Consider the following 13338-nt stretch of genomic DNA (forward strand, 5'->3'; position numbering starts at 1 on the left):
CATATCCGACAGTGTCCAATCGACCGTTTATTACCAGATCAAGAAATCTTGAGGTTCAGAACTCCTCGGGGCGACCGCCGGACTCCTCGTCGACCTGCTCGTACATCTCATCAGGGAAGGGGAGACTGCCCCAGATCGAATAGGGACACTGGTCCTGGCCGATGCAGTAACGCTGTAGATCGTCGTTGTCGCAGTTCATTGGCAACGGCGTGTCGCCGTCGATCGTGTTCGAGAACTCGTAGCGAACCTGGTACTCGGTTTGCTGCTCGTCATACCACGGCCACCGGGCGAAGACAGCCTTGAGGTCCGCGACGATCTCCTCAAGGCTGCGGTCTCGATACTGCGGGAGCCACATCACCATTCGCGCGAAGTTGTAGAGGTCTTTCCGGACGGGCTTTTTCTCGTGCAGCCGCTCCTCCATGTTCGCCATACAGGGCAGTTCGAAGAGGTCCTCGATCTCCTGGACCTCGATCTGCTCTGCGCCGGTCCCGGATCGTTCGATTCGATACGTGTTGACTCGCCCATCGCGGTCGATCGTGACGGCCGAGTGGGACTCGTGGTCGGCGAGCGTCTTTGCGAGACTACTCGGACTCGAGATCCAGTCCGTCACCGAGGATTCCCAGTCGTCTTCGGCATCGTACGCCTCGATCGCACGATAGAGTTCTTTCGCGGTGTGGAACTCCCCCGTTTGGGCGATGTCGTCGGAGACATCGTTGAGCGCCCGTCGAAGCACGCGGATCGTCCGCTCGCCACGGTCCCAGTTTCGCCAGATGCGCTCGTGATGTCCGGTCTCGAGGAAGCGGTCGATCCGCTCTGTAATCGCCGACTCGTTCGTGGTCAACCACGTCAGCTGATCTTCTGAGAGGCCATCCTCCTGCACCTGGAGAAGCGCCTTGAACGCCCGCTCGGCATACTCCCGATACTTGGTGTCGAAATCGCCGACCGGGACGTACAGGTAGTTGTCTTTCACTCGCGTCAGTAGCTCTCCGCCATCACTCCTCGACCCTTCGCCTTCCCGAACGAGACAGCTGCGAGAGGCCGCCACCATCGGGATTTCGAGATACAGGCCATCCCCGAACTCCGGCAGCTCGGTGATGCCCGTACAGACGCGGCCGGGGTGTGGGCCGTCCTCGCCGGGCTCCTTGCGGTACAGCACCTCGGCGATGTCCTGCTGGAGCGACCCGTCACCGTGGGCGCGGATGAGCGACGCGAGATTGTTGACGAACAGCTCCCGGATGTCGTAGAGCACCTGGATGTTCCGTGGCGACGCGTGCTCGAATTTCGGGTGGGCTTTCACACAGATCGCACTCAACGTCGCGAGCACGGCGAGCGTCCCCGGCTCGTCGACGAACGGCTCCTCGACGGCGTCGGCACGCACCTGTTCTTTGAACGCGGCCGTTCCGAACCGCTCGATGTCGTGGAGGAGGTCTTCGGGCTGGTCCTCGCCGTCGACGACGTATCGGTTGTAGCCACGCGTAAACAGCTGGTTGATGCGGGTCTCACCGTACTCCACCGGGAGCGCGGCGACCCGATACGCCGCGTCCTCATCCTCGGTGGGGACACTCGTACTCATTGGTCGATCACCTCCGGCGTCGCGGACTGCACGTCGAACGCCGGACTCTCGATCGGCTGGACGATTTTGCAGACGTCGGCGTGAAGCGAGTAGGGCAGGCGAGCGACGCGCCGGCGGTCGGCCGTCACGACGGGGTCGATGGGGATCTCGTAGCTCTCGAGGAGGAGGTCGTTCAACACTTCTCGGCTCTGTGCGTCGTATCGGTGCGCCGGGTCCGTATCGAGGAGGTAGACGTGGACGCCTTGCCCGGTGTACACGACCATCGTCTCCTCGGCGTCGAAATCATCCTCGAAGATGTCGCGCACTTCGAACCCGTACTCGATCGCCCGGTCGACATCCTCGAAGGCATACGGATACCCCTCCGGAGCGGCCTCGAGGATCCCGACGGCATCGAGAAACGCATCGCTGTCCGGGTCGTCGACGGCTATCGAGACCATCTCCGCTGCTCGTTGCCTGGCGATCTCTTTCGCGTCGATATCGACGAGGAGGACCCACGGCCGCTCCCAATGATCCAGTGCGTAATAGACTGCGTCGGGGCGTGGATCCTTTTTGTCCACGACATCCGGATCGGCGAGCGCGAACCGGCTCCGATCGAGCGGATCATTGCGAGCCGGATGCCGAATGAACTCCACGACATCGTCGACGTCGTCGAAATTGGCGGTCGTTCGGTCGCCCGATGCATCGGTCTGCCACGTATCCCGTCGGATGAACTCCCTGTCGGGGACGTCGTCTTTGCGAACGGGATGGGGATCTCGAAAGGCGACGGCGTACTGTTTCGGCCCGTCAGCCGTGATGAACTCGGGAAGATTCTCGACGTGGCGGGGAAACTCCGTGGCGTAGAACGCGTCGATCTCCTCGCGGGTCGCCTGCCGCCACGTCATTGGCTGATCTCCCGATCGAGATTTCTGAACCCACGAACGGTGGTCATCCCGGGGGCATCGAACTCAGCGATCGCGTCTTGGATCGTCGAGAATGACCGTGCGTCACGTCCGTTGACGCTCTCTTCGAGTCGGTCCGCCTCGACCAGCCGGTCAAGCACCTCGACAGCCGTCTCACGGGTGTTGAACGTCCAGATTGCGTCTGCGTCGACCGATTGCAGCTTATCGTAATCGTTGACCGGCGCGTGGACGTTGTTGCTCGGCAGTTCTGCTTCGCCAACCCAGACGAGGTCACCATCTGCACCGAACCCGGCGACGTCGAACACGGTCTCATTATCGTATTCATAGTACGGCTCGACACGCTCGACGTCGTCTTGCTGTCGAATCCACAGCTCCAGGAGTCTGACCCCGACCTTGTGCGGGGTTTTCTCGCCGATATCGCCCAGACCGGGACCCACCTGTAGCGTGTCGCCCAGAAGCTCGCGTCCTGCTGGGAGGACGGTGTAGTATTTCCGGCCACAGGCTGATGCTTCCTCGAGGAGATTCTGGTCGATAAGGCGCTGAACATCGAGATCCTCGAACTCGTCTCGGAGCGACCGCATCGAGTCGAGCAGTGTGTACTCGTCGGCGTCTCTGTTCATCACGTCGAGGACGCGACGCAGGAAGCTGACGTCGTCACGGCTGAGTCCGCGTTGTTCGAGTTCGTCGTCTGGGACTGCCACGTCGCTCTCTCGAACTGGAGTCGAGCCGGTTTCCGACAGCTCCGTCTGGTCTGCAGCGGCTGCCTTCTCGGTCACGGTGGAGCCCCCGACCACTGGGCTGATCTCCTGGGGATCCTCCTCGGTTGCAGTCCCAGCGGCCAGGGAGTCGCTCGACGTGGACCCCGTCTCGGTCGTTGGGTGATCGATAAACGAGGACTGAGTCGGGGCTGCGGTCGATGCCTCGTCGTCGGTTGCGGTGGGTGTGTCAGCGCCTGGACTCCCCCAGCCAGCTGTGTCTGCGGAACCACCCGATTCAGTCGCCGCTGTGAGTCCGTACTGGGCCTGGGAGCGTTCCATCATCCGTGGTCGGGACACTGACTCGAAATGGTCTTCCTGTGGCTCAGTCAGCGGCTGATCGCTTTCTGGATGCCCAGGTGCAATCGGGAGCGGCGCGAGTGAAAACGGAGCGGGACCAGTCGTTCCGAACGACGGGCTCGGGAGTTGGGCGATCCACTCGCCACTCGGAAGCGTGTTCATTCTGTTGCGGAGTTCGGTCGGGCTGAGATCTTCGTGGGCCAACGATTCGGCGAGATCCCGCTCGACCGAGATGTTCCCGATGAGTTTCGTCTTGATGTTGTTGAGCACCTCGCTATACGCCCGCTCGTTTCGATTTCGAACCTGTTCGGGGAACTGCATCACGAGCCCCATACTCAGCCCGAACGACCGTCCCTGGGGCAGGAGCTGTTCGGAAACGAGCTTCGTCGACGCGACCGGGGCTGCCTCCTCGATGATGAGGTTCGTGAGCGTCTCGTAGTCGGTCTGGTTTTCGCGTCGACGAACCTGAACGGCGTCCCAGAGATTGCTCAACAGCAGGAGGGTGATCGCTCGCTGAGCCTCCGGTCGGAGGTCGCCGAGGTCGAAGAGAAGGGTTGCGTCTTCATCGAGAAACGCGCGGAAGTCGAAACGGTTGTCGACGTACTCGCCGGCGTCGTTCTGCTCGGGCACGTGGCTGAACATCCGCCGAAGATGCGCGTCTTCTCTGAGCTTGTCGAGACGGTTTCCGACGGCGTCCATCGACACCTGGAACTGGCGGTCGTCTTTCGAGAAGTGACGCGTCAGCGATTCTTCTATGGCCTGGTTGTCGGCTGCAAGGGGTGGAATCGTCTGGTCGCGTTGCATCCGGAGGGCTGCGTCGAAGAGATCGTTCAGACCGAACACGTCGCTCCCGTACTCTTCGTCGAACAGTGCCCTGATCAGGTAGCTGAGGATCTCGTTCGCGACGAACGCCTGGCCGTACTGCTCGCGGCCCATAATCATCCCGAGGATGTCGTGAAAGTGCTCGACTTTGTCCTGTATCGCATCTTCTCGGTTGCGACCCGCCTCGAGGGCGGGACGGATGTCGAAAAAGGAAAAGGCGGGGATGGTCTCGGGGACGCGGAACTGGTAGACGTCGTCGAGGCCTCCGAACTGTTTGTAGTGGCACCGCAGGTAGTTCTCGCACATTCCGTCGCCTTTCGGGTCGACGATGACGACGGGCCCGCCGGTCGTCTCTCGAAGCGAGAGGGCATCGTTGATGATTGCCTTCGATTTCCCACCCCCAGTCGATGCGAACCGTCCGTAGTGGGTCGTCAACAGATCTGGCGGGATTCGGATGGGATCCGGTCGCGGCTCGCCGTTCTCGTCGAGGGCGTACCCGATGGCCATTCCGTCCTGGAACTGCTCGATCAGATCGGGATTGGGCCACGGGAGTGGGTTCCGACTCTGCTGTTCGGCTCTCGTCCCCCGAGTCCCTTCGACCGTCAACTGCTCGGAGGAGGGGACGAGGACGAAGTTCGCGAGTTCCGTCCCACAAAGAACCAGCTCTGGCCGGGTCTTGCCCCGTCCGGTCGTCAGCTCGCGGTCGAGGAGGCGCTGAAGAGCGGCCCGTGCTTTCTTTGCCTTCGTTTTCTCACGGAAGCCACTGTTTCGGAGGCGTTTCCCCTCGACCTCGTAGAACGGCCCATCGAGCGGGTCGAACACCGGGAGCAGTGACTCCATCCGGGCATCGAGGTCGTCGCGGGTGTCATCGGTGGGGACGCCGATCGCACGGATATTGGCTGTGAACGACCGGTTGGCGTTCTTCGCGTCGATATACTCGAGTCGCTTCTCGATGGACTCGTTGAGCTGCCGTCTGTCAGGGTCGCTCCGCTGGTTGTCGCCCTCGAACAGTGATCCGATGACCTCTTGGAAGAACGTATCCCGGCCGTCGATGAGGTCCTCTTTTCGCACTTCTGCGTCGGATTGCCAGTTGGCCCGCCGTTCGAAGACGACTTGGAATGCTGTCGGCGCTCTCGCCTCCATCAGGTGGTCGACGAGCGACGCCAGCGCTGCGCCGGGGTGGTCGACGGAGGAGAGCGCTCTGTCCGTCTCCTTCGTTGTGAATGGTGTCAGAGAGGTCATCCAGTCCTGCTTTCGCGTTGCCGACCCACACCACTGGACACCGAGTGGCGAGACAGTATCCCGCGCTGGACGAGCCAGAATCGTTCCCGCTGGTGTCAATGTCGGCTTCTCGATGGCGCGTGGCTCCCCGTCCTCAGGGAGTGCATCAGGCGGCGCTAGCTCGAGTGCTGTGGCCCCGGCAACAACGTGATGGGTCGGGACTAAATCGAGTGTCTTTCTCCCGTCGACAATGGGGTTCGCGTTGGGTGGCTCGGAGTCAGTTGACTCCTCGTCGACAATATCGTACTGTTCCGCCGGACCGAACTCGTACTGCAGTCGCCCGGCCTCGTACTGATCGACGAACTCCTGGGGTGTGAACTCGACGGGCTGGATGAGCCGAGCAGCGACGTCCACGTCGACGCGCTCGATGTCGAACGTGGCCGGGTAAATCGAGCGGAGGCGTTTCTCGAGCGTCTCGAGATGCGCATCGGCCCCGTAGAGGAATTCTACTGGGTCGTCCGGGCCATCACTGATCGCGAGGAACTCGAATCGAGGTGGTGTCTTACTGGTGAGTGGGTTCAGCTTCGCTCCGAACCCGGACGAGCCGGACGTGGTCAGTTTGTGAAGGCTGTCGAGGACGCGGGGTATGCTCTCGGGATCGAGTCGCTCGGATGTCGGCCTAACGCGAAGGTAGTCAGGCACCGGTACTCTCCTCGGTGAACCAGCCGTCCGGCGTGGCTTTGATCGAGTCTGGCTCCTCGTTCGACTCACTCGTTTCGCTCATTTCCCGACGTTCGAGCCGCTCTTGGAACGCCTGGATCTCGGCATCGACGGCGTCGTCACCGGCGCCGGGCAGTGAGGACCGTCGCTGTACGGAGGGGTCGAAGTCGATGACCTGCTTCTCTTTGGGCATCGCTTTGACCTTGGTGCCGCGCCACTCGCCGTCGACACCGACCAGCGCTTCGGAGAAACCGGCGTCTTCGTTGCCGGGGACGGCATCCTGGACGAACCGCATCTGCGCGTAGTTCAGGCCGAACTCGTCGGCCCACTCCTCGTCCATCCCATCCAATCGGTGGAACTGCTTGACTGCACACTGGTCCAAAATCGCCTCGGATTCGGCGTGTTCGAAGAACTCGTCGACGGTCTGCGTGACTAGCCGGATCGAGAGGTCGTGGTGGCGGTGGTGCCGGAAGACCGTCTCGAGGAACGCCAGGCTCGCGGCGTCCTGCATGATATACCGCGCTTCGTCAATGTAGAACACGACCTCCTTCTCTGTGACTTTCGCGCGCTCGTAGACCAGCGAGATGAGCAACTGCATCGTCAGTGCCGTGCTGCTGTCGACGCTCCCCTCTTGTTGAGCGAGATCGAGATAGATGACTTTCTCGTTGCGAATGTCGAAATCCGACGGCTGTCCGAGGTTGGCATGTCGACCACCCTCTTCGAACGGCCGGAGCTGGGTGAGCAGCCACGTCGCATCCTCTTTGACTTTGCCTGCCTCCTCATCGGATCGGACGACGAACGTCTCGGGTTTGTCGACCATATCCTCAAAGACGTCCATCATATCGCGAATGGTTGGACTCGGGTTTCCGTGCGTGGCGATGTCGTCGGTGATGCCGTTGCGTTTGTACGACCGCTTGAGACCGAGTTCCAGTGTCGTTCGGCGGTCACCCAGTGAGATACCCCGGAGTGCGAAGAAGTTGGTGAGGAAGCTCATCGCGTCGTCGAGCTTCTCGTTGAATGGACTGGCGTCCTCGCCCATCGCTCGCTGGACGTGCTCGGGCGTTTTGCGGATCTCCAAGGGATTGAGGCCGAGCGTTCCGCCGACGGTGATCCGTTTGGCATCGAGTGCTTCCGAGACGCCAGCCCAGTTGTTCAACGGTTCGAGAATGATTCCGATACGGTCCTTACTCTGCTCGATTGACCGGATGAAGTTCTGTTTTGAACTGAACGATTTTCCCGACCCCGTGTCGCCGACCGTGAACATCGCGTACCCGTTATCTCTGGCGAACGGATCGATGACGACCGGACTCTGATTGTCCTTGTGAATCCCGAATTCGACTCCGCCCTCCTCGAGGATCGTCGCGTTGTGCGGTGAGGAGAGCAACGCACCGACGGCGCCGCCGAGTGCAATCGACGTGCGTCCGAACGCGTTGTCGCCGATGGGCGCGGCGGCCTGAAGGGCCAGATCCTGCCGAGCGATTGCGGTCTTTGGCGTCAGGTGCGCCGGATCGTCACGGAGTGTACTCTTGACCTTCTGGACGGCGTCCTGGAGGTCCGCCTTCTCGTCGGCTCGCACCGTGATGAACATCCCCTGGTCGAAGACGCTTGCTCCGTTCTCGACGGCCGTGTACGTCGCCGCAGCTTCGTGCGCCCGTTCCTGGAGATACCCACTCCGGACACTCTGTTCGAGATCGGCGTCGACCTGAAGGTCATCAGCGATGTCCTGCAGTTCGTTTCGCGCCAATTCCTGGTTCTTCGGGGTAATATGGGCTGTCAGGTCGAATTTGACATCGCTCATCTCGAAGAGTTCACTGAGATACCCGTCTTTAGGGTAGTCAGGATAGTCAGCGATGGATAGCGTCGTCGTCCACTGTTCCCCGACCCGTGCGGATCGCGTTTCCCATTCGATGGCGGCTGGCGCCGTCACCGTCTTGTGCGACTCAGAAATATCGTCCAGGAGCTGGTGTTCGACTGTCGCCTGTTCGAGCGTCTCCTCGTCGAGAACATCGGAGAACTCGACCTCCTCGGTGTCGTTCTCGGTATACCAGTCCCAGAGGAGTTTCAATTCGATTGCGATCAGGGTGAGCAAGATGAGATAGAGAACCGCGCCTCCGAGAGAGAACGGGTTGGTGAGCCATTCGACGAGCTGGCTGATCAATCCGCCTCCCGCTTGGAGGACGACATTATGCATCGAACTCGTCCTCCCGGTGCGAGTGGCCGATAATGGGCTGCTGGCGAACGAAGCGTTCTGCTTTGTCGTGGTCGTGTTCGCGCCCGTTCCAGAAATCCATATTCAGTACGAACAGCTCGACCGTGCTGAGCCGGCGTGCGGACCACCCTGCGGCTTGCTGGATGAATTCGGTGCGGACATCATTCACCCGCTCGTCAAGCTTCTCGAACATCTGGACGCGGTGCTCGACATCGGTGAGGTCTTTTCGGCGGGTGACGAACGGATTGAACAGGAAGCCGATAACGGGGAACTGCGTCAGCTTCTCGGCGGGCGTCCCCTCATCACGGTAGCGGTCATACACTTCGAGCGGCGTGACCTCGACGCCGAGATAGTACCGAACCTGTTGAATGCCTCGGTCGCGCATCTCCTTTGGTCGATTCTCACGGTACTCTTCGAGGAGTTCTTCGAAGATCGGGTTCTCTGTGACGTCCTCGTCGTTCAGTCGATCCTCGATGGTCTCTGTAATCTGTTCGACCGGGAACGATCGGGTCGTCGCATGGAGTTTGAGTTTTGAGTTCAGTTCCTTGTTGGCGAACTGTTCGCCGGCGTCCTGGAGCTGTGCCCAGTCGTCGGACATCGCGAAGTCCATGTTACCGGGATCGACCTCGATGAAAGCTTCCATCGACCCATCGGTGCGCTGTATCGCGTCAGCGCCCGGCCACGCCCGCTCGATGTTCGTGAGATCCTGTGTCCGCTCGTCCGGCTTGAAGGGTGTATAGTTCGCGAGCCCGCCCTCGTTGCGCTCTGTTTCGTTGGTGGTACTATCGGCGTCCTTTGGGGCGTTGAAGGTAATCCGGGGGCGCTTAAGGTACCGGTAGACATCTTTTGTCCACGTCCACGCGTTCAGGTGGTCGGGTGAGACGGAAACGATCGCGATGCCGAACCCGAACCCGCCTGCGACGAACGGCAGGGCCAGTGATTCAATGCCGGTGAGGCCAGCGATGAACAGGCCGACGACCGGGAAGGCAATTATCAGACCGACGTCGCCCTCCTCGATATTGAGGTAGGGAATGCGACTCTTCTCTCCGAATTGGTTCATGATCCGCCGTGCGGCTGCGTCTTGATCGGTAGACATGGATGTTTACCTTCCAGGATCGTTTTCGGTCCGCCGGTAGGACGGGGTACCGCTGTTCCCTTCACTTTTCGAACGCCGAGCAGCAGCTTTCTGGGCAACAGCATGGCCAGCAGCGGCTTTTGGACCAAACCGGGCAGCGGTCGTCGCGACACCGGCGCCACCGATATAGGCTCCACCAGCTACACCGCCAATGAGAAGTGCCCCCTTGGCCCCTTTCGCTGTTCCCTTGGCTACTATCTTAGTCGCGCCCCCGAGTACTTTCGCCGTCAGTGGGGTCGCGTATTTGAACGTCTTCCACGTCAGGTAGACTGCGATTAGTGGGAGAGAAATTGCGACTAAATATCGTAAAAAGAGGCTATCATTCGGAATCATTCCATTCTGGGAGTACAGGAGGTCGTATCCTTTGAATAACACTGCGGCAGGTAGAGGCAGGACAATTAACGGAACGAATTTCTTACAGAATTTCACCGCAATATCTGACAGTACGGGAACATTTCCGAAAGCAACCGCGAACGCAATCGGCATACCATACACGTAGATGTAGATCAATATCTCACGAATGTAGTAGAGGGCTTCCAAAGCCCACATTGAGAGCCCTCCAATGAGCGCGAAAATGAACGATAGCCCTGGGCTAAGCTCTTGGTTTGTCACAATCCCTTTCAGCAAGTCAAGCATCAATTTGTTCAGAGAGTCCAGACTCGGCATCATCACCAATGTAAATCCATTGATAAGGTAGAGTACGAGAATCGCAACCCAATACCAGGTGGCAATCAAGAACGCACCGGCCCAGGCGGTTTTCTGAGTCCGTCTGTCTTCATATGTGCTACCGATATTGAAAATCCGTACTGTGTGACGTGCTTGGACGCACATCACGAGAATCAGTATGGATATCAACATGATATCGCCACCGACGAGCGCGTCTTGAATTGACGGCCAGGGGGGATTCTGGGGTGCTCCAAATACGAACGCACCATCCGTTTCGGGGGTGGGTGTACCGAACATCCCCTCGGTGAGCGATTCATAGCCGGATTGAAGCCCGTCCGTGAACTGGCTGGTCGTCCAATCGATGATCTCTTTGAATCCCTCAAGAACGATGTCGATTAGATCAACCACGGCTAATCCTCACTGATGGATATTTCACACCCATCTGACTCCTGCGAAGCTGAATAGTGGATGCTGTACGTTTTCGAAATTTGGCCCCCGCCAATCTTACTCTCCAATATTAGATCGAATTCACCGGTCTTTGAACTCTCTGAGCAGGACGTGCCTATTCCAGGAACGAAAGCAAACGGCGAGCGTGAACTGTAGAGTGTAATTTGTTCACCTGGGGCGATGATGACCTGCTGGACTTCGGAGTCTGATTCCGGATCGTATATCCCACTAACATCATCACTCTCCACATAATTTGTCCCCTCGTCGTCTGAGGGATAGGGAACATCACCGATAAAGTATAGTTTTGTAATCGCATTGGGGCCTGTCCCGTGGTTTTCGATGGTGACGAACACTTCCTCATCGGTGGTGAAGAACGCGTTTCGATCGGTATTATTTTCCCCGCCGTCCCACATCTTTTCAGGCTGATTTCTCCCGATTCCCATCTCATTTATCTCGACATTTGGTTGGATGGACACCGAACTTTCTCCAATACTCTCTCCATCACTGAGTGCAACTATCGTATACTCGCCAGGAGCGTAGGATGCACCAAGTTCGTAGGACACCTGTTGAGTGCCAGTGGCGACATCCTGTTGTCCGAATAACTCTCCGTTTGGTTGAATGAGGTTGATTTGGTCTATCCCATCCTCTGATGAGTACTTAACTACGAGTTCTGTCTCTTCTATGGAGACTTGTCGAAAAACTCCCCCACCAGATTGCTCCAGAGCACCGCCGCCTGTGGAATCTTCGTCGTTGAGACATCCGGCCACGCTCACGAGAGCGGCGCCGGCGAATGTTCGAATGGCGTTTCGTCTGTTGAGCTGAGGATTGTCTTGAGTCATGGGGGTTGCTGGATAGCATTTTCTGAACTGATCATCCGCAGGAGGTGCTTGCCGGCGTAGAACACTACGAAGAACGGCAGCAGTTGCCAACCAGTTTCGAATAACAGCGCAAACCAGCCGTCAATCGTCGCCAGTGGGTGCCAACGTACCGTCGCAGAATCGCTGACGTACGCCGGGTCGTGATCGAGCCACGAGCCCGGATGGTAGCGGGCCGTATAGATTCCCGATTCGTCGAGGGTCACGATAGCCTCTCCCGAAGCGTTGGTCTCGATGTGCCGGTCCCCGATCGTGATGTACCCGTTCCGGGTGGCGCCGCGAATGGGGTGTCCTCGACTTTTGTCGAGGATGATCGGTGCGTCTGTCTGGTTGTCTCGTAGTTCGAGGCGGAGGGTCGCCTGTGACTGGTTCTGATCGACGATTTCCGCCGTGAGATTACTGCGACGGAGCTGCCGATTAGATCCAGCATTTGGCTCAACGATCGACGCGTTCACGCCCCGGACGATTCCAGACACGTGCAGCGCCTCGCGGTCGACGCGCTTGGCGCGAACGGCGACGCCGTACGTCGTCGTGTACGGCTTGTTGACAATGTCGATGTTGATATTCTCACCGAGGGTGCCGACCGGTGACGGGCGGTCTGTCCCCCAGCTATCGAGGAGTTTAGGGCCGTCTCGAACTGGCTCTGCACGCGGGCCGATTCGAGATGGAAAGGCGTGGACGTAGACCGGAATCGCATCAGACTGAACGGTGGCACTGTCAGTCCGCTTCGACCGGACGAGCGTATCCCAGTTGGTGTTCCGAGCCGTATAGAACCGCCAGAGTCCACGAACTCGTGTCTCACCGTCCGCTGTGAGCGAATATCCCTGCCACAACTGGGATTGGAAGATGGCCACGCCGGTATCGCCGTTTGGATACTCAGCATAGTACGGAGACGCCGAGATGTCGTAGACTTCGACGGCGATCGAATCGGAGACGTTGCGTGATTCAGTCCGGTAGGAAACGTCGGTGGTTGTCTGGTTGCCCAGACCACTCGTGATGGCCTTCTTGAGTCGGACGCTGATCTCTGCTTCCAACGTGAGGGTCGTTTCCTGATCACCCACGATCTGGTAGTCGAGAGCTGGAGTATGAGACCCGTCATGCTCGGCGATGATCTCTCCGTCTTTCTTCAAGCGAACCTCATCGATCTCGTGTTCCGTGATTGACCAAGTGATGTTCGTGTAGGCGGGTGAACTCTCGTTGGGCACTCGAACGCGGTAATCAACGAACCCGCGCATCGTCCCGTTCGGTGCGATGTAGAGTGGGGTATCGCCGGGCTCGATGTGCCCACGGGTAGCAGGCTGGACCGCGAAGATCGTCGCGTGGGCGTCCTTGATGAAGACGCTATCTTCTAGGTTCGCATGGGGTGGATGGACGGACGTATTCGTGTCACCTGCTTCGAGGTCCTTGAAGTCGTTTCGCGTCCACGTTGCAGCGGTTGCCGGAGGACGTTTGAACGTGATATCTGTCCCACTGGCCAACTGATCAATCGCTGAACGGTCTTCGCCGTACAACTGGCCCGACTCATTGTCGTTGAAGTTGTCCGTATCACGGGACCACAGTGTTGCCGTCTCGTTTTCTGTGAGTCCGTTTCCTTCTGTCCCCGGCCGTGGCGGATCAGCGGCGACGACGCCCGAGACGAGACTCGTCACGAGTAGGCCGATCATGAGGGCGGAGGGGACGTGGTAATTCATAGCTCGTGACGAGGGAATTCTGGGT

8 protein-coding genes are annotated in these 13338 nt (G+C 59.1%); all 8 read right to left on the reverse strand.

Features of this window, described 5'->3' with window-relative positions; translation table 11 throughout:
- Positions 1 to 55: 55 nt before the first annotated feature.
- Genes HARCEL1_RS12325 through HARCEL1_RS12360 form a run of 8 tightly spaced genes read right to left on the reverse strand, consistent with a single transcriptional unit; the run spans position 56 to position 13313 of the window.
- The gene (locus HARCEL1_RS12325; RefSeq protein ID WP_108383877.1) at positions 56 to 1573 is read right to left on the reverse strand and encodes a primase-associated protein; all 1518 of its coding nucleotides are present in this window, start codon (positions 1571 to 1573) and stop codon (positions 56 to 58) included.
- A complete protein-coding gene (locus HARCEL1_RS12330) occupies positions 1570 to 2454 on the reverse strand; it encodes a bifunctional DNA primase/polymerase (protein WP_108383878.1) in 885 nt (294 codons plus the stop codon). Before HARCEL1_RS12330 ends, HARCEL1_RS12325 begins: the two co-directional genes overlap by 4 nt.
- The gene (locus HARCEL1_RS12335) at positions 2451 to 6272 is read right to left on the reverse strand and encodes an ATP-binding protein (protein WP_108383879.1); all 3822 of its coding nucleotides are present in this window, start codon (positions 6270 to 6272) and stop codon (positions 2451 to 2453) included. The genes HARCEL1_RS12330 and HARCEL1_RS12335 overlap by 4 nt, the downstream gene beginning before the upstream one ends.
- Complete coding sequence (locus tag HARCEL1_RS12340) at positions 6265 to 8481, reverse strand: VirB4 family type IV secretion system protein (RefSeq protein WP_108383880.1); 2217 nt, start codon at positions 8479 to 8481, stop codon at positions 6265 to 6267. The genes HARCEL1_RS12335 and HARCEL1_RS12340 overlap by 8 nt, the downstream gene beginning before the upstream one ends.
- Positions 8474 to 9595: a hypothetical protein gene (locus tag HARCEL1_RS12345; protein WP_108383881.1), complete on the reverse strand. Its 1122-nt coding sequence runs from the start codon at positions 9593 to 9595 to the stop codon at positions 8474 to 8476. Before HARCEL1_RS12345 ends, HARCEL1_RS12340 begins: the two co-directional genes overlap by 8 nt.
- A 6-nt stretch (positions 9596 to 9601) precedes the next feature.
- On the reverse strand, positions 9602 to 10708 hold the full coding sequence (locus tag HARCEL1_RS12350) for a hypothetical protein (protein ID WP_108383882.1): 1107 nt from the start codon (positions 10706 to 10708) through the stop codon (positions 9602 to 9604).
- A 2-nt stretch (positions 10709 to 10710) separates the two neighbouring features.
- Complete coding sequence (locus HARCEL1_RS12355) at positions 10711 to 11586, reverse strand: hypothetical protein (protein ID WP_174182932.1); 876 nt, start codon at positions 11584 to 11586, stop codon at positions 10711 to 10713.
- Positions 11583 to 13313, reverse strand: a complete 1731-nt coding sequence (locus HARCEL1_RS12360; RefSeq protein ID WP_174182933.1) for a hypothetical protein — start codon at positions 13311 to 13313, stop codon at positions 11583 to 11585. Before HARCEL1_RS12360 ends, HARCEL1_RS12355 begins: the two co-directional genes overlap by 4 nt.
- Between the last annotated feature and the right edge of the window lie 25 nt (positions 13314 to 13338).

It is taken from the genome of Halococcoides cellulosivorans (genome assembly GCF_003058365.1).
GTDB classification, from domain to species: domain Archaea; phylum Halobacteriota; class Halobacteria; order Halobacteriales; family Haloarculaceae; genus Halococcoides; species Halococcoides cellulosivorans.